Here is a 21,804-nt window from a genome sequence, read left to right as displayed (position 1 = left end):
CCGGCGGTGCAGCGCATCCGACTGCGCTACACCAAGCGGGGCCGCCTCCGGTTCACCAGTCACCGAGACTTCCAGCGTGCCTTCGAGCGGGCGCTGCGCCGCTCCGAGGTACCGATGGCCTACTCGGCGGGTTTCACCCCGCACCCCAAGGTCTCGTACGCCAACGCCGCCCCCACCGGCACCGGCAGCGAGGCCGAGTTCCTGGAGATCGCCCTGACCGAGGCCCGCGACCCGGCCGTCCTGCGCGAGCTGCTCGACGCGTCCATGCCCGTGGGCCTCGACATCACCGACGCCGTGGAGGCCCGTACCCCGGGCCTCGCCGACCGGTTGACCGCCTCCGTGTGGGAGATGCGGCTGGACCGGGTCGCGGTCGAGGACGCGCGCGCGGCCGTCGAGGCCTTCCTCGCGGCCGGGACCGTCGAGGTGCAGCGCCGGGCGAAGAACGGGATGCGCAGCTTCGACGCCCGCGCCGCCGTCGTGGACCTGAAGGTGCTTGATCCACAGCCTGATAGGTCCGGGGACGCGCCTTGTGCGATACTGCGGCTGGTTGTGCGGCACGAGACACCCGCCGTGCGACCCGACGACGTCCTGTCCGGTCTCCGAGCTGTGGCCGACCTGGCGCCGCCGGTCCCCGCAGCGGTGACCAGGCTGGCGCAGGGGCTCTTCGACGAGGAGTCCGGCACGGTGACCGACCCGCTCGCGCCCGACCGCGAGGCAGCCCCGGCCGTTTCCATTCCGGCCGACCGGGCCGCCGTCGCGACGGCGCCTGACGGTGCAGTTTCCGCGTAAGGCGGTCGTTGTAGCGCAGCCCTCGGACCCGGGAACCACCTGGGTCGGGCCGCGCACCGCCCCATAAGACTTTCGCCAGGCCGTGCGTGACCGCGTACGGAACCGGCGAGCCATACATCAGCTCCCGTGCGGCGCCCGCGCCCCGGAGGGCGCCTCGCGCACATCACGCGAGGTGTTCCGACCGGAATCAGACGCGGCGCCCGGGAGCGCGACGGGAGAACCGCCCGCATGCACGAGCCGAACGAAACCGGTACGCCCGGAATCACCGACGACACCAGCAACGCCCCCGGGGACAAGCTGCCGCCGCGCCGCAGGCGCCGCGCCGCCTCCCGCCCGGCCGGACCGCCGACCGGCGCCCCGGGCGCGGCCGCCGCCGAGGACACCGCGCCGGCCATACCGGCCGAGGACAGCCCGACGGCCGCCGCCGACGCCCCGGCCGAGGCCGCGCCCGCGGCCCGCCCGCGCCGCCGCGCCGTACGCAAGGCCACCGCCCCGGCGGGAGCCCCGCAGACCGCCGAGACCGTGGAATCCGCCGCACCGGTCGCCGACGGCGACGGACAGGACACGCCGACCGGGGCCGTCGAGCGGAACGAGGTCGCGGAGGCCGTCGAGGCCGCGCCCGCCGCCCGTCCGCGCCGCCGCGCCACCCGTAAGGCGACCGCTCCGGCGGGTGCGCCGAAGCCGGTCGGGGAACCGGCCGAGGCCGTGGCCGCTGAAGAGGCGGCCCCCGTGGAGGCGGCCCCCGAAGAGGAGGAGACGGAAGAGACCGAAGAGGCCGCCGTGGAGCCGGCGCCCGTGGCCCCCCGTGCCCGCCGCCGAGCCGTCCGTAAGGCGACCGCCCCGGCCGGTGCCCCGCAGGCCGCCGAGGAGACCGAGCCGGTCCCGGCCGCCGAGCCCGCCACCCCCGAGCCCGCCACCCCCGAGCACGCCGCCACCGAGCCGGTCGCCCAGGCCCCCGTGGCCGAGCCCGTCGCCGCCCCGCGCGGTCGTGGCCGGCGCCGCGCCTCGGCCCCGGCCGGTACGCCGCAGGGCGTACGCCCGTCCGCCGAGGCCGAGAGCGCCACGGCGGCCGAGCCGGTCGCCGAGCCCACCGCCCCCGCCGAGGCACCCGCGGCCGAAGCGGCCGCCGAGACGCCCGCCGCCGAGGCGCCCCGGGGCCGCCGCCGTGCCGTCCGCAAGGCCACCGCCCCGGCCGGTGCCCCGCAGGCCGCCGAGGAGCCCGTCGAGACCCCGGCCGCCGGGACCGGCGAGAGCCTGCCCGCCGCCGTGGCCGAGGAGCTGGCCGCCGAGGCCGACGAGGTCGAGGAGGCGGCACCGCGAGGCCGCCAGCGCCGCCGGGCCACCGCCCCCGCCGGCCGTCCGGAGTTCACCGCCAAGGCCGAGGAGCCGGTGCGCAAGGGCCGCCGCGCGGCGCGCCCCGCCGTGGCCGTCTTCCAGGCCCCGGTCTTCGCCGAGCCGATGTTCCAGACCCCGGAGACCGCCGCGGCCGCCGCGGCCGCGTCCGGTTCCGCGTCCCCGTACGACGAGAGCGACACGTACGAGGACGAGAAGCCCCAGGAGCGGACCCCGCGCGCGAGCGGCGGACAGCAGCCCGCCGCCGAGCCGGCCGCCGAGACCGCCGCGCCCGTGCAGGAGACCGAGACGGCGCCGCAGGGCGGTTCGCGCCGTCGCCGCCGCCGTCGCGGTGAGGCCGTCGAGACCGAGCCCGCCGCGACCCCGGTCACCCTCCCCGCCGAGCAGCGCGAGGAGACGGCCGAGGCCGAGGCGGAGACCGACACGGACACCGAGCACGAGGGTGACGAGTCCGACGAGTACGGGGACCGGCCCTCACGCCGTCGCCGCCGCGGTGGCCGTCGCCGCCGCCGGGGCGAGAGCGGCGACACGGAGGACGGCGAGCAGCAGGAGCAGCACGACGATCAGGCCGCCGGGTCCTCCGAGGACGAGCGGACCTCCCGGGACGAGGACGAGGACGAGGACCACGAGTCCTCCGCGTCCGGCTCCAGCAGCAGCCGTCGCCGTCGCAGGCGTCGCCGCCGCAGCGGGGACGCCTCGGGCGAGGAGGTCAACACGGGCGCGGACGACCCGGAGCGTACGGTCGTCAAGGTCCGCGAGCCCCGCAAGAAGGAGGCCGAGCGCGAGCCCGGCACCGGCTTCGACGAGGTCCAGTCCATCAAGGGCTCGACCCGCATGGAGGCCAAGAAGCAGCGCCGCCGTGAGGGCCGTGAGCAGGGCCGCCGACGCGTCCCGATCATCACCGAGGCCGAGTTCCTGGCCCGCCGCGAAGCGGTCGAGCGTGTGATGGTCGTCCGCCAGAGCGGTGAGCGCACCCAGATCGGCGTCCTTGAGGACAACGTGCTCGTCGAGCACTACGTCAACAAGGAGCAGGCCACCAGCTACGTCGGCAACGTCTACCTGGGCAAGGTGCAGAACGTCCTGCCGTCCATGGAGGCCGCGTTCGTCGACATCGGCAAGGGCCGCAACGCCGTCCTGTACGCGGGCGAGGTCAACTTCGAGGCGCTGGGCATGGCCCACGGACCGCGCCGCATCGAGAGCGCGCTGAAGTCCGGCCAGTCCGTCCTCGTCCAGGTGACGAAGGACCCGATCGGCCACAAGGGCGCCCGTCTGACGAGCCAGGTCTCGCTGCCGGGCCGCTACCTGGTCTACGTGCCCGAGGGCTCGATGACCGGCATCAGCCGCAAGCTGCCCGACACCGAGCGCGCCCGGCTGAAGACCATCCTCAAGAAGATCGTCCCCGAGGACGCGGGCGTCATCGTGCGCACCGCCGCCGAGGGCGCCAGCGAGGACGAGCTGCGCCGCGACGTCGAGCGGCTCCAGGGCCAGTGGGACGAGATCCAGAAGAAGGCGAAGGGCACCACCGGCTCCAACGCGCCGACGCTGCTCTACGGCGAGCCGGACATGACCGTCCGGGTCGTCCGCGACATCTTCAACGAGGACTTCTCGAAGGTGATCGTCAGTGGTGACGACGCCTGGGACACCATCCACGGATACGTCTCGCAGGTGGCGCCGGACCTCAACGACCGGCTGTCGCGCTGGACCTCCGAGGTCGACGTCTTCGCGACCTACCGCATCGACGAGCAGCTGATGAAGGCGCTGGACCGCAAGGTCTACCTGCCGAGCGGCGGTTCGCTGGTGATCGACAAGACCGAGGCGATGGTCGTCGTCGACGTCAACACCGGCAAGTTCACCGGTCAGGGCGGGAACCTCGAAGAGACCGTCACCAAGAACAACCTGGAGGCTGCCGAGGAGATCGTGCGCCAGCTGCGGCTGCGCGACCTCGGCGGCATCGTCGTCGTCGACTTCATCGACATGGTGCTGGAGTCCAACCGGGACCTGGTGCTCCGGCGCCTGCTGGAGTGCCTGGGCCGTGACCGTACGAAGCACCAGGTGGCCGAGGTCACGTCGCTGGGCCTCGTCCAGATGACCCGTAAGCGGGTGGGCCAGGGACTGCTGGAGTCCTTCTCCGAGACCTGCGTCCACTGCAACGGGCGCGGTGTCATCGTCCACATGGAGCAGCCCACCACCACGGGCGGCGGCGGTGGCGGCGGCAAGCGGTCCAAGAAGCGCGGCCGCGGCGGCGCCGGACACGAGCACGAGCACGACCACGAGCAGCAGGCGCCGCAGCACGAGCACGCCGACCACCCGGGCGAGAGCGAGGCGGAGGTGGCCGCCGAGGTGGCCGCCCCGGTCGCGCTGCCCGAACCGGAGTTCGGCGCGGACGAGGAGCTGTACAGCAGCCCGGCCGAGGCCGAGGCGGCGGCGTCGCGCGGCCGTGGCCGCCGACGGGCCACCCGTAAGGCGACGGCCCCGGCCGGCGCCCCGCAGGCGGCCGCCGCACCGGCCCCCCAGGCCGGGCAGGTCCCGGTCGAGGCGGAGCCGCAGCGGCCCGAGCCCGTGGAGGAGGCCCCGCGGGCGGTACCGGAAGCGGCAGCCCCTGAGGCGGCTGAGGCTCCCGAGGCTCCCGAGGCCGCGCCCCCGGCCCGTACGCGTCGTCGCGCCACCCGCAAGGCGACCGCTCCGGCGGGCTCGCCGAAGCAGGCCGACGTCCCGCAGCCGGTCCAGCCGGTCGAGCCCACGGCCGGGCCGGTCGCGGCCGAGGACCCGGTGGCCCCGCCGCCGCCCGCGGCCGAGGCGCCCGCCGCCGAACCGGAGGCTCCGGCCGTCGAGGAGGAGCCGGCCCCGGCCGCCCCGCCGCGCGCCCGCCGCCGGGTGACCCGCAAGGTCACCGCTCCGGCCGGTTCGCCGGAAGGCGCCGAGGCGGCCGAGGTCGTCGTGGTCGCGGACACCCCCGCGGACACCCCGGTGGCCGGACAGGCAGCTGACGGAGTCTCCGGTGAGCCGGAGGACACGGCGGCCGAGGAGGCGGAGGCACCGGTCAAGAAGACGGCGCGCAAGACCGCCAAGAAGGCGCCGGCGAAGAAGGCCCCGGCGGCGAAGGCTCCGGCGAAGAAGGCCGCCGCCAAGAAGACGGCTGCCAAGACCACCGCGAAGAAGACGACGGCGAAGAAGACGACGGCCAAGAAGGCGGCGACGAAGAAGACCGTCGCGGCCGAGCAGGCGTCGCCTTCGGTGACGGCCTCGGCACCCGCCGAGGACGCGTGACCTCCGGCCGGCCGGCCGGTTCGTAACCGGTCGCACGTCGGTCCGTGTCCCGCTCTCACGCTGTGAGGGCGGGACACGGCTTTGTTTCAGAACTGATGCACAGGTGGGTCGGCGGGCCCGAAATCACCTGAGAAATCCCTGATAATCTGACGACGGTCGCTGACTGTGAGGCTCCGGAGGGGGGTGACGGTCGGTGACCGATCCGGTTCAGGACAGGCCGGGCCCAGATTCCTCGGTAGGGCGTCGGCGTTGTGCCGGTGGGGTACGCGCGGCCTCGTAAGACGTCCCGCACCCCAGACCTCTGCCTGTGAAGAGCTCTTGCGGTGTTCAAGGAGGACGTCCATGACGAGCATCAACGAGCAGCCGATACCCGCTGCCCGTCCGGTCATCGGTGAAGAGGAGATCGAAGCCGCGGTCCGCGTGCTGCGCAGCGGCCGTGTGGTGCAGGGGCCCGAGGTCGCCGCGTTCGAGGAGGGCTTCTCCGGACTGGTCGAGGGCCGTCACTGCGTCGCGGTCAACTCCGGTACCTCCGCCCTGCATCTGCTGCTGCTCGCCCTCGGCATCGGACCCGGCGACGAGGTCATCGTCCCCTCCTTCTCCTTCGCGGCCTCCGCCAACGCCGTCCGCCTCGTCGGCGCCGACGTCGTGTTCGCGGACATCGAGCCCGGCAGCTTCGGCCTGGACCCGGCCGCCGTCGAGGCGGCCGTCACCCCGCGCACCGCCGCGATCATGCCCGTACACCTCTACGGTCACCCGGCGGCCATGGACCGGCTCATGGCCGTCGCCGAGAAGCACCAGCTCGCCGTGGTCGAGGACGCCTGCCAGGCACACGCGGCGGCCCTGCACGGCACCCCGGTCGGCGCGTTCGGCGCGGGCGGGACCTTCAGCTTCTACCCGACCAAGAACATGCACTCCCTCGAAGGCGGCATGGTCACCACCGCCGACGCCGAACTCGCCCGCACCCTGCGCCTCCTGCGCAACCAGGGCATGGAGCAGCGGTACGCCAACGAGATCGTCGGCGCCAACATGCGGATGACGGACGTGGCCGCCGCCGTGGGGCGCGTACAGCTGGGCAAGGTCGAGGGCTGGACCGAGCAGCGCCGTGCCAACGCCGCGTATCTCGACGCGCACATCAGCGCCCCGAACGTGACGACCCCGCCGGTCGCCGAGGGCGCCCGCCACGTCTACCACCAGTACACGATCCGGGTGCGCGGCGACCGCGACGCCGCGATGGCGAAGCTCACCGAGGCGGGCATCGGCAACGCCGTCTACTACCCGACGCCCATCCACCGGCTCAAGCCCTACTGGGAGCCGGACCAGAAGGCGGGCCGGAACTGGGACCTGCCCGAGACCGAGCGGGCCGCCGCCGAGGTCGTCTCGCTGCCCGTCCACCCGTCGCTCGGCGAGGGCGACCTGGAGCGCATAGCCGCCGCCGTGAACACGCTGGGGGAGAACCTGTGACCGCCGCCGCACTCAGGGCCGGACTGATCGGCCTGGGCTCCATGGGACGCCACCACGCGCGCGTCCTCGCCGGGCTCGACGGCGTGACCCTGGTCGGCGTCGTCGACCCGATGGGCGACAAGAACGGCTGGGCGCAGGGCGCCCCCGTCCTGTCGACCGTCGAGGAACTCATCGCGCTGGGCGTCGACTACGCGGTCGTGGCCTGCCCCACGGGCCTGCACGAGGAGATCGGCCTGCAACTGGCCGACGCCGGGGTCTGCGCCCTGATCGAGAAGCCGCTGGCCGACACGGTCGAGGGCGCCCGCCGTCTCGTCGACGCCTTCGAGTCCCGCGGCCTGGTCGCCGGTGTCGGCCACATCGAGCGGTGCAACCCGGCACTGCGCTCGCTGCGCAGCCGCCTGGAGGCCGGCGAACTCGGCGACGTGTTCCAGGTGGTGACCCGTCGTCAGGGCCCGTTCCCGCACCGTATAGCGGACGTCGGCGTGGTCAAGGACCTCGCCACGCACGACATCGACCTGACGGGCTGGGTGACCGGTCAGCGGTACACCTCGATAGCGGCCCACACCGTGTCGAAGTCCGGCCGCCCCCACGAGGACATGGTCTCGGCGGTCGGCCAGCTCTCCGACGGCACGATGGTCAACCACCTGGTCAACTGGCTGAGCCCGCTCAAGGAGCGCTTCACCTCGGTCACCGGCGCCCGCGGCTGCTTCATCGCCGACACCCTCACCGCCGACCTCACCTTCCACTCCAACGCGTCCGTGAACACGGAGTGGGAGGCGCTGCGCGCGTTCCGCGGTGTCTCCGAGGGCGACATGATCCGCTACGCCATCCCGAAGCGCGAGCCGCTGCTTGTCGAGCACGAGCTGTTCCGGGACGCTGTGCGGGGGGAAGAGGCCGACATCTGCACGCTGCGGCAGGGCCTGCGGACCGTGGAGGTGGCGGCGGCGGTGCTGGAGTCGGCCGCGAGCGGACTGAACGTACGGCTGAACGAGGACGAGACAGCGCGTGAGGACGTGTCCAGTTGACTGACCCGGATGTCACCGTTGTCGTAGCCGTCTACAACACGATGCCGTACCTCACCGAGTGCCTGAACTCACTCGTGGGGCAGAGTATCGGTCTCGACAGGCTTGAGGTCATCGCCGTGGACGACGGCTCGACCGATGCGAGCGGTGACGAACTGGACCGGTTCGCGGCGCGGTATCCGGGCACGGTCAAGGTCGTCCACCAGCGCAACTCCGGCGGGCCGGCCGCACCGAGCAACCGTGCGCTGGACCTCGCCACCGGCCGGTACGTTTACTTCATCGGGTCCGACGACCACCTCGGCACCGAGGCGCTGGAGCGCATGGTGAGGTGCGCGGACGAGCACGGGTCCGACGTGGTCGTCGGGAAGATGGTCGGTACCAACGGCCGTTACGTCCACCAGAAGCTCTACGCCGAGAGCGACCCGGACATCAGCCTGTACCGTTCGGCCCTTCCGTTCACGCTGGCCAACACGAAGCTGTTCCGGCGCGCACTCGTGGAGGAGCACAAGCTGCGCTTCCCCGAGGACCTGCCGGTCGGAAGTGACCAGCCGTTCACCATCGAGGCGTGTGTCCGGGCCCGCAAGATCTCCGTCCTCGCCGACTACACGTATTACTACGCGGTGAAACGCGGGGACGCGAGCAACATCACCTACCGGGCGGACCACCTGGCACGTCTCCGCTGCACCGCCAGGATCATGGAGCACGCGGCCGGTCTCATCCCCGCGGGCCCCGACCGGGACGCCGTCTTCAAGCGGCACTTCGAGTGGGAACTCTCCAAGCTGCTCCAGAAGGACTTCCTGCTCCTCGACACCGACACGCGACGGAAGGTCTGTGAAGGGATCGCGGCCCTGCTGGACGCGTACTTCACCGACGGGCTGCGTGACCGGACGGGCGTCGTGCGACGGGTGCGGTTCGGTCTGGCCTGGCGCGGAGCCGTCGACGAGCTCTCCCGCGCCCTGTCCGACGAGGCCGAGCACGGCACCCCGCCGTTCCTCCTGGAGGACGGCCGGGCCTTCGCGGCCTACCCGGGGTTCCGGGACGGCGCCGTCGGACTGCCCGACCACTTCTACGAGGTGCTGGGCGAAGGGGTGGCGGGCCGGCTGGCCAAGCACACACGGCTCGAATCGGCCGAGTGGGAGCAGGAGGGCGAGGACCTCGCGCTCGCCCTCACCGTGCGGATCGGCGTCGTCGGCGACACCGCCTCGGCGGTGGTCGTGCCGGCGCAGGGCGCGATGCCGGCGAGCGCGGACAAGCCCGGGGCCCGCAGGCTTCCCGGTGACGTCCGACGACCGGACGCGGTGGGCAGCTTCGTCCGCGAAGCCGCCCCGGACGGCAGGGGGACCCTGCTGACCGCCCGCGTCCCGATCCGGCCCGGCACCGTCAAGCGAGGCCTGCGGGTCTACGTGGACGTGGCGGGCTCGACGTACGAGATCCCCGTGCGGGCCGACGGCACCGCCATGCCCCTGGCCCGCCGCTGGGGCCGGACCGAGCCCCACCGTGCCTCCGTCAACGTGAACTCCAAGGGCCGCCTCGTCCTCACGACGGCACCCCTGTGGGAGCCCGAGACGGGTGCGTTCAGTCGCCTGCGCTCCAAGATGTCCAGGCCGAAGAGGAAGTAACCCCGATGAACATCTGTGTAGTCGCGCTCGGCAAGATCGGCCTTCCGCTCGCCGTGCAGTTCGCCGCCAAGGGCCACAAGGTCATCGGCGCCGACGTCAACGAGAAGGTCGTCGAGCTGGTCAACGCGGCCACCGAGCCGTTCCCCGGCGAGCACGACCTGGACGTCAAGCTCAAGGAGACGGTGGGCGCCGGCCTGCTCACCGCGACGACGGACACCACGGCCGCGGTCGCCGCGTCCGACGCCGTCGTGATCGTCGTGCCGCTCTTCGTGGACGCCGAGGGCACCCCCGACTTCGGCTGGATGGACTCGGCGACGAAGGCGGTCGCCGCCGGTCTCAAGCCCGGCACGCTGGTCTCGTACGAGACGACCCTGCCGGTCGGCACCACCCGTACCCGCTGGGCGCCGATGCTCGCCGAGGGCTCCGGTCTGACGCCGGGCCGCGACTTCCACCTCGTCTTCTCCCCGGAGCGCGTCCTGACCGGCCGCGTCTTCTCCGACCTGCGCCGCTACCCCAAGCTGGTGGGCGGCATCGACGAGGCGTCCACGCGGCGCGGCGTGGAGTTCTACGAGGCCGTGCTCGACTTCGACGCCCGCGAGGACCTGCCGCGGCCGAACGGCGTCTGGGACCTCGGCACCGCCGAGGCCTCCGAGCTGGCCAAGCTCGCCGAGACCACCTACCGCGACGTCAACATCGGCCTGGCCAACCAGTTCGCCCGGTTCGCCGACCAGAACGGCATCGACGTCAAGAAGGTCATCGAGGCCTGCAACAGCCAGCCCTACAGCCACATCCACCAGCCCGGCATCGCCGTCGGCGGCCACTGCATCCCGATCTACCCGCGGATGTACCTGTGGAACGACCCGGAGGCGACCGTGGTGCGCTCGGCCCGCGAGGCCAACGCCGCGATGCCCGAGTACGCCGTGGACCTGCTGGCCGCCGCCTACGGTGACCTCGACGGAGCCGGGGTCCTGGTGCTCGGCGCCGCCTACCGCGGCGGCGTCAAGGAGACCGCCTTCTCCGGCGTCTTCGGCGTGGTCGAGGCGCTGAAGGCCCGAGGCGCCGTGCCGTTCGTGTCGGACCCGATGTACACCGCCGACGAGCTGACCGCGCACGGCCTGGTGCCGCACGAGGGCCAGACCGTCACCGCCGCCGTCCTCCAGGCCGACCACGCCGAGTACCGCGAGCTGGCCTCCACCGACCTGCCGGACGTCCGCGTCCTGGTCGACGGACGCCGTACCACGGACCCGGCCAACTGGCCGGGCGTGCGACGCGTCGTCATCGGCGGCTGACATGCGGAACCGGAACAACAGAGGAACTGAAGAGATGTCAGGAAGCCGCCCCGGACGAGTCGTGATGCTCGTCGACAACACCATCGACGGTGACTCACGGGTGCAGAAGAGCGCCCGGGCCATGGCTGAGGCGGGCTGGGAGGTCCACCTCATCGGGCGTGCGCCGGCGTCGGGCCCCGACACCTACCAGATCGGTGACGCGCAGATACACCGGCTGTCACTGAAGCGGCTGCCCCCCCGTACCACGCTCCGGAAGAGAGTGGCCAAACTCCGCTATCCCCTGGCCTACAAGAACCAGGAGAAGGCCCTCCTCAAGACACGGACCATCAAGGTCCAGTGGGCCGAGCTGGAGATGAGCAGCGCGGGCCCGGACGCGCGCACCGGCATCGCCCGGAGCCCGCGGACCACGCAGCTGCCGTTGCTCGCGCAGCGCACCGCGGGAAGGCTCCGGCGAGGCGCGATCAAGGCCCGTGTGCAGCAGACGAAGCACCGTGCCGCGAACTGGGGGGACAAGGACGGCGCCTGGGAGGAGGTGGAGCGGCGTTTCTGGAGCTCCACGATGGGGGACCGGGCGTGGCGGCGTCTGGACCCACTGCCGCTGCGCTACGAACTCAGCTACCGGGACAAGATAGAAGAGCTGCGCCCGGACCTGATCCACGCGCACGACTTCCGGATGATCGGCGTCGCGGCCCGTGCCGCGGTGCGGGCGCGCAGGGCGGGGCACAACGTACGGGTCGTCTACGACGCGCACGAGTTCGTGCCCGGCCTCGCGCAGGCCAACCGGTCGAAGAAGTGGCTGGCCTCCCAGGTGGCCTACGAGCGTGAGCACATCGGTTACGTCGACGCGATCGTCACGGTGTCCCCGGCGCTGGCCGAGATGCTGGAGACCGCGCACGGGCTGGCCGAACGGCCGATCGTCACGCTCAACGCTCCGCCGAAGCTCGTGCCCGGGGCGGACGACGGGTCAGGGTGGACCACACCCGAAGGAGCGCGGGACGTCCGCGACGCCTGCGGGCTGGGGCCGGACACTCCGCTGGCGGTCTACTGCGGCGGGGCGGCGCCGCAGCGCTGCCTGCACACCATCGTGGAGTCGTTGCAGTACTCCCAGGACATCCACGCGGCCTTCATGATCAACAATCTCGACGGCGACTACGTGAACTCGCTCCGGGAACTCGCCGCCGGTCTCGGTGTGTCCGAGCGGATACACCTGATGCCCTACGTGCCGTACGACGTCCTGGTGCGTTTCCTCTCGACCGCTGATGTGGGCATCCACCCGCTGCGCAAGGGGCCGGTCAACCACGAGGTGGCGCTGAGCACGAAGTTCTTCGAGTTCATGCAGGCCCGGCTGCCCGTCGTCGTCAGCGACGTCAAGGCCATGTCCGACGAGGTCACCCGCGTCGGCAACGGCGAGGTCTTCCGGTCCGAGGACGCCAAGGACCTGGCCAGGGCGGTGGGGCTGGTCCTCGACGACCGGGACCGCTACACCCAGCCGTACGACCGTCCGGGCATGCTCGACGAGTGGAGCTGGGAAGCCCAGGCGGAGAAGTACGTCGTTCTCTACGAGAAGCTGCTGAAAGACCTCGCCTGACCGCCGGCCGTCCGCCCGGGCCGAGGCCGGGACGGACGCGCCGAAGGCGAGCCGATGACGGCGAAGGGCTCACCCGCGTCTCGACGCGGGTGAGCCCTTCGTGCGCAGCGGCCGTCAGCTCGTGTGCTGAGGCGCCCTCTGCTCCATCAGCTTGACCACTCGCTGGGCCGCGGTGCCGTCGCCGTACGGGGCCCCGTGCGGGGTTTCCGGAGCGCGCCGGGTGACCAGGGCGGCCCACTCGTCCCGGGCCATGTCGTGGGGGTCGGGAACCAGATGGTTCCACCCGCCCTCCAGCGTCTCGATCCACTCCGTCTCCGGGCGGATGGTGGTGCAGACCCGGTCGAGCAGGTACGCCTCCTTCTGGAGGCCGCCCGAGTCGGTCACCACACCGGAGGAGGCCAGCACCGCGGCGACCAGACCGGCGTAGGGGAGAGGGCGCCCCACGTGGATCGAACCCTGGGCCAGGTCGATACCGTGCTGCTCCGCGCGCGCCGTCAGGCGGGGGTGTGCCAGCAGGGCCACGGGCATCGGCAGAGCGGCCAGCGCCCCCACGACGGCAGCCAGACGGGCCGGATCATCGGTGTTGTCCGGCCGGTGCAGGGTGGCCAGCAGGAACGGCTGGGCCGGGTCGATGCCCTCGGGCAGCATCGGAGCCGGGTGTTCCCCTGCCAGGACCGCGTCGCGGATCCGCAGGCAGATGTCGACCATCACGTCGCCGGCCAGCTCGGCCCGCTGCGCCAGCCCCTCGTTGGCCAGATGACGCATGGCCTCCTCGGTGGGGGCGAGCAGGAGATCCGCGCAGTGGTCGGTGAGCACGCGGTTGTGCTCCTCCGGCATCCGGCGGTTGAAGGACCTGAGGCCGGCTTCCAGGTGGGCGACCGGGAGATGCTGCTTGACCGCTGAAAGCGCCCCGGCGATCGTCGAGTTCGTGTCGCCGTACACCAGGACCCAGTCGGGCTGCTCGGCTTCGAGGACCGGGTCGAGCGCGGAGAGCACGGATCCGGTCTGCACGCCGTGGCTGCCGGAACCGACACCCAGGTGCACATCCGGGTCGGGAATCCCCAGCCCCGAGAAGAAGACGTCCGAAAGGTCCGCGTCGTAGTGCTGTCCGGTGTGGACGATGACGTGCTGGTGGTCGGTCTGGGCGAAGGCGGCCGCCACGGGCGCCAGCTTCACCAGCTGAGGACGGGCACCGACGATGCTGATGACTTTCATTGAATACTCTTCTTCTCGGTCATGGGGCTTGGCCCGCTGAGGATCGCGGCTTCAGACTTCCCGCGGCGCCGCGTCCTTCGCCTGGGGGGCGCCGGCGAACGGTTGGCGCCGCCCGGTCCGTTGCGCCGAAGCAGACGTTCGAGTGGATGTTCCACGCAATGGTAGGCAACGGCCGCGACGGCCAGGCTCACGACCAGGACGACGAGCCAGAGCGCGGCGGTCTCCCCGCGCGTGCCGGGGCGCCCGGTCTCCCCCAGCAGTGCTCTGATCACGATCTCGTGGAAGAGGTACCAGGCGAACGACCAGTGGCCGAGCCGGATCATCCAGGGGCCGCTGAGACCGGTCCGCCTGCCTTCCAGGTCGGCCGTCGCCGCCGCCGCCACCAGCAGGGCGAAGAAGGGGGCCGACAGCAGGTGGGAGGCGCTGTACGGGCTGTACCAGAGCGTGTCGGGGACGGCCCGGGACCACGGTACGAGCACCACGTGCCACGCCACGACCAGGGCGACGGCCCAGGCGAGGCCGACCGGAGGACGCCATCCCCGCTTCACGGCGAGGCCGGCGGCCACACCGAGGGCGAACTGCAACGTACGCGTGACCGGGAAGTAGTCCAGGGCCCAGAGACGGAGGGCCGGTTCGGCGATCAGCGCCCCGGCGAACCAGACGGCCACCGAGGCGGCGCACAGGACGGCCACGCTCCACCGGCGGGCCCGTGCCGTACGCAGGACGGGCAGCACCAGCAGGACGGGGAAGATCAGGTAGAACCACGCCTCGTCGCTGAGGGACCACGCGGCCGGGTTCCCGCCGACGAGGTATTCCCGCTCGGGAATCCAGGAGTTGACCAGGCCCAGAGTGGCGGCGACGCCCTTGAGGGAGACGTCCGTCCCCAGCACGCGCCACACGATGACGGAGACCGCGGTCGAGACGGCCAACAGGGGCCAGATCCTCGCGAACCGCCGCCAGAGGAAGACCGCGGCCGGGACCGTCTTGCCGTCGTACGTCCAGGCCAGGACGAAGCCCGAGAGAACGAAGAAGAAGGTGACACCGCTGCGTCCGTACCAGGTGAGGTCACTGATCCACGGCAGTGTGCCGGTCTGCCGGGACAGGTGGTAGAGGACGACGGCCAGGGCGGCCCAGAAGCGCAATCCGGTGAGGGATGCCAGCCGGTCCCGCGTGCCGGGGCGTGACGCCTCCGGCGCGCGCACCGAGGTCACCATGTTCTTCGAGCGGGCCCAGGGCCCCGCGACGGCGCCTGTATGTCCGGTCTGTGCTGACCCACGCCCACCGGCTCAGATCTCCCGCTCGGAGAGGACACCCTCGCGCTCCTCGTACACCGCGCCTGTCTGCGGGCACTCCCACGTACCCGGAGCGTCCGCGCTCTCCACCAAGCGCACGCCGCTGCGCCCCACCCAGCCGATCCGGCGGGCCGGCACGCCGACGACCAAGCCGAAGTCCGGTACGTCCTTGGTGACCACGGCGCCCGCCGCGACCATCGCCCAACGCCCGATACGCACCGGCGCGACGCAGACGGAGCGTGCGCCGAGGGAGGCGCCCTCCGCGACCTTCACGCCCACGGCCTCCCAGTCGCCGCCGCGCTTCTGCTTGCCCTCGGGGTCCACGGAGCGCGGGTTGTGGTCGTTGGTGAGGACGACCGCGGGCCCGACGAAGACGCCGTCACCCAGCTCGGCCGGCTCGTAGACCAGGGCGTAGTTCTGCAACTTGACGTTGTTCCCGATCCGCACGCCGGTGCCGACATAGGCGCCACGGCCGACGACGCAGCCCTCACCGAGCTTGGCGCCCTCCCGGATCTGAGCCAGTTCCCAGACACTGCTCCCGTCGCCGATCTCGGCACTCTCGTCGACCTGGGCGGTGGGCTGGACCTTGTAGTTCACGTGCTGCGCCTTCCTGGCGGGCGGATCATCCCGCCGAGCATACGATCTCAGGATCCGGGCGCGCGGCGGGCCGTCCGCGGCACCGGCTCCCGCATCGCAACTGCGTGTGTGTGACATGTGGTTGAACGCACATGCACAACATCGGCACGAGTGCTTCGCGATCCCCGTACTATGAGCAGCCGTCGGCGGGGGCGGGGTGGAGCATCTACGGCCTTCTCGACACGCACATGGTGGCGCGAGAGGCACGAGGCCTGGCGCCCAGGCGTCGGAGGACCCGTGTCGAAGGTGTCGCGTCGGACCGCTCTCGGTGCTATCGGAATCGGGGCGGTGGGGGTGGTCGGCTACCAGCTCCGCGGCGAGGCGGCGTCCTCGTCCTCCCCGGTCGTCCGGCCCGCGCCCAGGACGGGTGACAACCCCGTGGTGACCGAGAACCGCGCCCCGGGTTCGGACGCGTGGACCGTGGGGAACGCCGGTACGAAGGGCGTGCGGGACGAGGGTGCGCAGATCCAGGGGTACGCGTCGGCCACCTCCGTGTCCCCGGGGGAGTCGATCGGCTTCCACATCTCGTCGCACCGGGAGCAGACCTGCACGGTCGCCGTCTACCGCGTCGGCCACTACGAAGGCGTCGGAGCGCGCCTGATGGTGACGGGCGACGACGTGCGCGTGGAACCGCGTACGAAGCCGGACGCGGACGCCGGGACGGGGATCATCGCCTGCGACTGGCCGGTCTCCTGGACCCTGGACGTGCCCGAGACGTGGGTGTCGGGCCTCTTCCTGGCCGTCTTCACCTCCCGCGACGGGTACCGCAGCTACACGCCGTTCGTCGTCCGCGACACCGGCCGGAAGTCCGACATCCTGCTGGTCGTCCCCTTCACCACGTACCAGGCCTACAACATATGGCCGCTCGACGGGCACACCGGGAAGAACCTGTACAAGGGGTACGCCTCCGAGGGAGTGCTGGGCGGCAACGAGGTACGTGCGTTCCAGGTGTCCTTCGACCGGCCCTACGCGGAGTCCGGCATGGCGCGCTGGCTGGACATGGACATGAGCGCCGCCAGGTGGGCGGAGAGCCATGGGTACGACGTCACGTACGCGACCAGCGTCGATCTCCACGAGGGGCGCGTCGACCCCTCGCACTACACGGCCATGATGTTCTCGGGGCACGACGAGTACTGGTCCAAGGAGATGCGGGACCGCGCCGAGGAAGCCGTTGCCGTCGGTACCCATCTCGCGTTCCTGGCCTCCAACAACATCTACTTCCACATACGCGTGGAGGACTCGGCCGACGGGCGGCCCGGCCGGGTGGTGACCTGCTACAAGGAGGCCCCGGACCCCGAACCGGGCGAGGCGGGGCCCACCGTGCGGTGGCGCAAGCTCGGCAAGAAGCACCTCAGGGCGGAACAGGGGCTGCTGGGAGTCCAGTACAACGGGATACTCCACGAGCCCGCGCCGCTCGTCGTCCGCGAGAGCAAACACTGGTTCTGGGCCGGCACGGGGCTCCGGGACGGCGACGAGATCCCGGATCTCGTGGCCGTCGAGGCCGACGGGTTCAACCCGTCCATGCCCCGGCCCGAGGACACCGAGCAGACCCTTCTCTCCGCCTCCCCCTACGGGGACAGCATGGGGCGGGGCCGGAAGGTCCAGAACTCCAGCCTGTGCGTGCACGGCGACGGCACGCTGGTCTTCGTCGCGGGGACGTTCCACTGGCCCCTGGCTCTCCACGCGCCCGCGCACGCCAACGAGCACGTCCAGCGGGCGACGAAGAACCTCGTGGACCGGATGCTGACGCCGCGGGGCTGAGCCCGGTTTGACCCCCGTACCCCGCCCCCGTAACCTTGCCCCTCGGCGTGTCTGTGTGCGTCTGCCCCTGAGCACATCCCTCCCGGTGATCCGTCCCCGGGGGAGGCCGCTCATCCTTCCGGACTGTCGTAGGCCCCGGCCCGCGCGGGCGGCTGGCATCAGGGGATCCGTTCCGAGTGAGAGAGAGATCCGCGTGTACGCCATCGTGCGCAGCGGTGGTCGCCAGCACAAGGTTGCTGTCGGCGACATCGTTGAGGTTGACAAGATTTCCACCGCCAAGGTTGGCGACACGGTCGAGCTCTCGACCCTGCTCGTCGTCGACGGCGACGCCGTGACCAGCGACCCGTGGGTCCTGGACGGCATCAAGGTCCAGGCCGAGGTCGTGGACCACCACAAGGGCGCGAAGATCGACATCCTTCGCTACAAGAACAAGACCGGCTACCGCCGTCGCCAGGGTCACCGCCAGCAGTACACGGCGATCAAGGTCACCGGTATCCCCGCGGCTGCGAAGTAAGGGACTGAGAACACATGGCACACAAGAAGGGCGCATCGTCCACTCGGAACGGGCGCGATTCCAATGCTCAGCGGCTCGGCGTGAAGCGCTTCGGCGGTCAGGCCGTCAACGCCGGTGAGATCCTGGTCCGCCAGCGCGGTACCCACTTCCACCCGGGCACGGGCGTCGGCCGTGGCGGCGACGACACGCTGTTCGCGCTGACCGCCGGTGCGGTGGAGTTCGGTACGCACCGTGGCCGCAAGGTCGTGAACATCGTTCCCGTCGCCGCCTGACCCAGGCGCCGGCCGAACGACACAGCACCTTCCGAGGGCGGATCCCAGCTTTCCCGGTAATCGGGGAAGCGGGTCCGCCCTCGGCGCGTTAGCTCAAGAGACACACCAGAGCTCAAGAGACACCAAGCGACATTCCCGTATGTACCGGCAGTACCTGGAGGCACCAACCATGACCACCTTCGTGGACCGCGTCGAGCTGCACGCCGCCGCGGGTAACGGGGGCCACGGCTGCGCCTCCGTCCACCGTGAGAAGTTCAAGCCGCTGGGCGGCCCCGACGGGGGCAACGGCGGGCGTGGCGGCGACGTGATCCTCGTCGTCGAGCAGTCGGTCACCACCCTGCTCGACTACCACCACAGCCCCCACCGCAAGGCCACCAACGGCCAGCCCGGCGCCGGTGACAACCGTTCCGGCAAGGACGGCCAGGACATGGTGCTGCCCGTCCCGGACGGCACCGTCGTCCTCGACAAGGCCGGCAACGTCCTGGCGGACATGGTCGGCCAGGGCACCACCTTCGTCGCCGGCCAGGGCGGCCGCGGCGGCCTCGGCAACGCCGCGCTGGCCTCCGCCCGCCGCAAGGCGCCCGGTTTCGCGCTGCTCGGTGAGCCGGGGGAGAGCCGCGACATCGTCCTGGAGCTCAAGACCGTCGCCGACGTCGCCCTCGTGGGCTACCCGAGCGCCGGCAAGTCCTCCCTGATCTCGGTGCTCTCCGCGGCCAAGCCGAAGATCGCCGACTACCCGTTCACCACCCTCGTCCCCAACCTGGGTGTGGTGACCGCCGGTTCGACCGTCTACACCATCGCGGACGTCCCCGGGCTCATCCCCGGCGCCAGCCAGGGCAAGGGCCTCGGCCTGGAGTTCCTGCGGCACGTGGAGCGCTGCTCCGTCCTCGTCCACGTCCTGGACACCGCGACGCTGGAGTCGGACCGCGACCCGGTCTCCGACCTCGACATGATCGAGGAGGAGCTGCGGCTGTACGGCGGCCTGGAGGACCGGCCGCGCATCGTCGCCCTGAACAAGGTGGACATCCCCGACGGCCAGGACCTCGCCGACATGATCCGCCCGGACCTGGAGGCACGCGGCTACCGCGTCTTCGAGGTCTCGGCCATCGCCCACAAGGGGCTGAACGAGCTCTCGTACGCCCTCGCCGGGATCATCGCCGAGGCCCGTGCCGCGAAGCCCCTGGAGGAGTCGACGCGGGTCGTCATCCGGCCCAAGGCCGTCGATGACGCCGGGTTCACCGTGACCGTGGAGGACGACGGCATCTACCGCGTGCGCGGTGAGAAGCCCGAGCGCTGGATCCGGCAGACCGACTTCAACAACGACGAGGCCGTCGGCTACCTCGCCGACCGGCTCAACCGCCTCGGCGTCGAGGACGCGCTGCGCAAGGCGGGTGCCCGCGCCGGCGACGGTGTGGCCATCGGCCCCGAGGACAACGCGGTCGTCTTCGACTGGGAGCCGACCGTGACGGCGGGCGCCGAGATGCTGGGCCGCCGTGGCGAGGACCACCGGCTGGAGGAGCCGCGCCCCGCCGAGCAGCGGCGCCGTGAGCGCGAGGCCGACCGGGACGAGGCGGACCGCGCGTACGACGAGTTCGACCCCTTCTAGGGCGTGTTTCGAAAGTCCCGCCTGCCCGGCGACGCCTGGCACGCACGCTCGCCGCGTTGTCGGGATCACCCCGATACATCCAGTATCGGGGCGACCCTCCGCCTTGCGATCGCACGCACCAGACGCCGCCGGCCCCGCCCTCCGGGCGGACGGCGCTACTTTCGAAACACCCCCTAGTCCCGTGCACGCGAGGCGACGGGTGCCCCTCCGCCGACGGCGGAGCACCCGGTTCTCACAGGGAACGCCCAGCTCGGGGCGGGTATCGGGTCCTGTGATGTGCGGATTGCGTAACACGTCTGTGGAGTCGATCACCCCGGGCGCGGGCGCGTGGGGCGGCAACCTGCCTGGCCAGACGGTGAACACGGGGTTTCCCAGGGGAGAGCGGCGTTAAACGTCCACCTTGCGAGACGGTCACGGAGAGTGCGACCATCACACTGTCTCCCCCCTGTCATCGCAAGGTAGGTCGTCTGTGTCTGTGCCTCAGGAAGCCAAGCCCCGGACCACAGCGGTCGTGCTCGCGGGTGGCACCGGTCAGCGTGTGGGTCTGTCGATCCCCAAGCAGTTGCTGAAGATCGCCGGTAAGGCCGTCATCGAGCACACGCTGACCATCTTCGAGCACGCCGAGGACATCGACGATGTCATCGTGCTGATGGCGCCGGGTTTCGTGCCCGACGTCGAGAAGATCGTCGCCAAGGCCGGACTGACCAAGATCACCAAGATCATCGAAGGCGGCAGCACCCGGAACGAGACCACCGAGCGGGCCATCACGGCCCTCGGCGAAGGCCTCGCGGAAGGGGAGGACCGCAACGTCCTCTTCCACGACGCCGTGCGCCCCCTGCTGTCACAGCGGGTCATCAAGGACTGCGTCGAGGCCCTCGACCGCTACCAGGCGGTCGACGTCGCCATCCCGTCCGCGGACACGATCATCGTCACCCGCACGCACGGCGAGGACGGCGAGTTCATCACCGACGTCCCGGACCGGTCCCGGCTGCGCCGCGGCCAGACCCCGCAGGCGTTCAAGCTCTCCACGATCCGCAAGGCGTACGAGATCGCGGCGGGCGACCCGAACTTCCAGGCCACCGACGACTGCTCGGTCGTCCTGCGGTACCTCCCGGACGTGCCGATCCATGTGGTCGCCGGCGACGAGTACAACATGAAGGTGACCCAGCCGGTCGACGTCTTCATCACCGACAAGCTCTTCCAGCTGGCCTCCACCGCGGCTCCGCAGCAGGCCGACGAGGCCGCCTACCGCGAGCTGCTCTCCGGTAAGACGCTGGTCGTCTTCGGCGGCTCGTACGGCATCGGGGCGGACATCGCGACGCTGGCCGAGAGCTACGGCGCGAAGGTGTACGCGCTGGGCCGCTCCACCACCGGGACGCACGTGGAGAACCCGGAGCACGTCGACGACGCGCTCTCCAAGGCCTACGCGGAGACGGGCCGGGTCGACTACGTCATCAACACCGCGGGCGTGCTGCGCATCGGCAAGCTGGCGGAGACGGACAACACGACGATCCAGGAGGCGCTGAACGTCAACTACCTGGCGCCCGTCCAGATCGCCCGCGCCTCGTACAAGTACCTGGCCGAGACCCAGGGCCAGTTGCTGCTCTACACCTCCAGCAGCTACACCCGCGGCCGCGCCGAGTACAGCCTCTACTCCTCCACCAAGGCCGCGATGGTGAACCTCACCCAGGCGCTCGCGGACGAGTGGGCGGGCGAGGGCATCCGGGTCAACTGCGTGAACCCGGAGCGCACCGCCACTCCCATGCGCACCAAGGCGTTCGGCAAGGAGCCGGAGGGCTCCCTGCTCTCCTCGGAGGCCGTCGCGCGCACCTCGCTGGACGTCCTCCTGTCCGCGATGACGGGCCATGTCATCGACGTGAGGCAGCAGGACCCGACGCGGGAGGCCGCCGGGTCCTCGGGCTTCGAGCAGGCCCTGGCCTCCGTGCTGGACCGCCAGGAAGATGTGTAATAATCCTTGACAAATGCACATATGTGCATGTACGGGCCTCTGTGATCGCCGAAAGGTGACCGCGGAGGCCTGTATGCGTACAGCCGTATCATCGCATTTCTCTTTAATCCCTCAATATGTGAAACAACCGGCACCCCCTGGAGCAGGTTCT

At 71.3% G+C, this 21,804-nt stretch carries 15 protein-coding genes; 12 read left to right on the top strand and 3 right to left on the bottom strand.

Features of this window, described 5'->3' with window-relative positions; genetic code table 11:
- Nucleotides 1-6 precede the first annotated feature (6 nt).
- The 7 genes from B9S64_RS09800 (at nucleotide 7) to B9S64_RS09770 (ending at nucleotide 12,388) form a co-directional block, all read left to right on the top strand.
- Nucleotides 7-789 carry a TIGR03936 family radical SAM-associated protein gene (locus B9S64_RS09800; RefSeq protein ID WP_037877061.1) on the top strand — a complete coding sequence of 261 codons (783 nt, stop codon included), beginning with the start codon at nucleotides 7-9 and terminating at the stop codon, nucleotides 787-789.
- A gap of 228 nt (nucleotides 790-1,017) precedes the next feature.
- A complete protein-coding gene (locus B9S64_RS09795) occupies nucleotides 1,018-5,409 on the top strand; it encodes a ribonuclease E/G (protein WP_109492023.1) in 4,392 nt (1,463 codons plus the stop codon).
- Nucleotides 5,410-5,751: 342 nt separating this feature from the next.
- Nucleotides 5,752-6,870: a DegT/DnrJ/EryC1/StrS aminotransferase family protein gene (locus B9S64_RS09790; protein WP_028439731.1), complete on the top strand. Its 1,119-nt coding sequence runs from the start codon at nucleotides 5,752-5,754 to the stop codon at nucleotides 6,868-6,870.
- Nucleotides 6,867-7,895 carry a Gfo/Idh/MocA family protein gene (locus B9S64_RS09785; RefSeq protein WP_037877056.1) on the top strand — a complete coding sequence of 343 codons (1,029 nt, stop codon included), beginning with the start codon at nucleotides 6,867-6,869 and terminating at the stop codon, nucleotides 7,893-7,895. Before B9S64_RS09790 ends, B9S64_RS09785 begins: the two co-directional genes overlap by 4 nt.
- Nucleotides 7,892-9,511, top strand: coding sequence for a glycosyltransferase family 2 protein (locus B9S64_RS09780; protein WP_103490193.1), 1,620 nt, complete (start codon nucleotides 7,892-7,894; stop codon nucleotides 9,509-9,511). Before B9S64_RS09785 ends, B9S64_RS09780 begins: the two co-directional genes overlap by 4 nt.
- A 5-nt stretch (nucleotides 9,512-9,516) precedes the next feature.
- A complete protein-coding gene (locus tag B9S64_RS09775) occupies nucleotides 9,517-10,800 on the top strand; it encodes a nucleotide sugar dehydrogenase (RefSeq protein ID WP_103490194.1) in 1,284 nt (427 codons plus the stop codon).
- Between the two features lie 34 nt (nucleotides 10,801-10,834).
- The gene (locus tag B9S64_RS09770; protein ID WP_181012212.1) at nucleotides 10,835-12,388 is read left to right on the top strand and encodes a glycosyltransferase family 4 protein; all 1,554 of its coding nucleotides are present in this window, start codon (nucleotides 10,835-10,837) and stop codon (nucleotides 12,386-12,388) included.
- Nucleotides 12,389-12,502: 114 nt separating this feature from the next.
- Here the strand turns inward: B9S64_RS09770 and wecB are convergent, their stop codons facing one another.
- From wecB to B9S64_RS09755, 3 genes are all read right to left on the bottom strand, one after another.
- Nucleotides 12,503-13,603 carry a non-hydrolyzing UDP-N-acetylglucosamine 2-epimerase gene (wecB, locus tag B9S64_RS09765; protein WP_103490196.1) on the bottom strand — a complete coding sequence of 367 codons (1,101 nt, stop codon included), beginning with the start codon at nucleotides 13,601-13,603 and terminating at the stop codon, nucleotides 12,503-12,505.
- Entirely contained in the window at nucleotides 13,600-14,805 is a 1,206-nt protein-coding gene (locus B9S64_RS09760; protein WP_258037769.1) for an acyltransferase, read from the bottom strand. The genes wecB and B9S64_RS09760 overlap by 4 nt, the downstream gene beginning before the upstream one ends.
- An 84-nt stretch (nucleotides 14,806-14,889) precedes the next feature.
- On the bottom strand, nucleotides 14,890-15,492 hold the full coding sequence (locus tag B9S64_RS09755) for an acyltransferase (RefSeq protein WP_103490198.1): 603 nt from the start codon (nucleotides 15,490-15,492) through the stop codon (nucleotides 14,890-14,892).
- A gap of 285 nt (nucleotides 15,493-15,777) precedes the next feature.
- Between B9S64_RS09755 and B9S64_RS09750 the strand changes: the two genes are divergently transcribed.
- From B9S64_RS09750 to B9S64_RS09725, 5 genes are all read left to right on the top strand, one after another.
- Complete coding sequence (locus tag B9S64_RS09750; RefSeq protein ID WP_258037770.1) at nucleotides 15,778-17,292, top strand: N,N-dimethylformamidase beta subunit family domain-containing protein; 1,515 nt, start codon at nucleotides 15,778-15,780, stop codon at nucleotides 17,290-17,292.
- Nucleotides 17,293-17,485: 193 nt separating this feature from the next.
- Nucleotides 17,486-17,806: a 50S ribosomal protein L21 gene (gene rplU, locus B9S64_RS09745; RefSeq protein WP_014045903.1), complete on the top strand. Its 321-nt coding sequence runs from the start codon at nucleotides 17,486-17,488 to the stop codon at nucleotides 17,804-17,806.
- A gap of 14 nt (nucleotides 17,807-17,820) precedes the next feature.
- Nucleotides 17,821-18,078 carry a 50S ribosomal protein L27 gene (rpmA, locus tag B9S64_RS09740; protein ID WP_014045902.1) on the top strand — a complete coding sequence of 86 codons (258 nt, stop codon included), beginning with the start codon at nucleotides 17,821-17,823 and terminating at the stop codon, nucleotides 18,076-18,078.
- Nucleotides 18,079-18,247: 169 nt separating this feature from the next.
- Nucleotides 18,248-19,684 carry a GTPase ObgE gene (gene obgE, locus B9S64_RS09735; protein ID WP_028439738.1) on the top strand — a complete coding sequence of 479 codons (1,437 nt, stop codon included), beginning with the start codon at nucleotides 18,248-18,250 and terminating at the stop codon, nucleotides 19,682-19,684.
- 469 nt (nucleotides 19,685-20,153) lie between these two features.
- Nucleotides 20,154-21,653: a bifunctional cytidylyltransferase/SDR family oxidoreductase gene (locus B9S64_RS09725; protein ID WP_103490200.1), complete on the top strand. Its 1,500-nt coding sequence runs from the start codon at nucleotides 20,154-20,156 to the stop codon at nucleotides 21,651-21,653.
- Nucleotides 21,654-21,804: the final 151 nt, after the last annotated feature.

This window comes from Streptomyces sp. SM18, assembly GCF_002910775.2.
GTDB lineage: Bacteria > Actinomycetota > Actinomycetes > Streptomycetales > Streptomycetaceae > Streptomyces > Streptomyces halstedii.
This window is presented reverse-complemented; position numbering and strand designations above follow the sequence as displayed.

Coding starts and splice junctions, on each gene's coding strand:
- B9S64_RS09795 (WP_109492023.1), top strand. CDS start 1,018: ATGCACGAGCCGAACGAAACCGGTACGCCCGGAATCACCGACGACACC.
- B9S64_RS09790 (WP_028439731.1), top strand. CDS start 5,752: ATGACGAGCATCAACGAGCAGCCGATACCCGCTGCCCGTCCGGTCATC.
- B9S64_RS09775 (WP_103490194.1), top strand. CDS start 9,517: ATGAACATCTGTGTAGTCGCGCTCGGCAAGATCGGCCTTCCGCTCGCC.
- B9S64_RS09770 (WP_181012212.1), top strand. CDS start 10,835: ATGTCAGGAAGCCGCCCCGGACGAGTCGTGATGCTCGTCGACAACACC.
- wecB (WP_103490196.1), bottom strand. CDS start 13,603: ATGAAAGTCATCAGCATCGTCGGTGCCCGTCCTCAGCTGGTGAAGCTG.
- rpmA (WP_014045902.1), top strand. CDS start 17,821: ATGGCACACAAGAAGGGCGCATCGTCCACTCGGAACGGGCGCGATTCC.
- obgE (WP_028439738.1), top strand. CDS start 18,248: ATGACCACCTTCGTGGACCGCGTCGAGCTGCACGCCGCCGCGGGTAAC.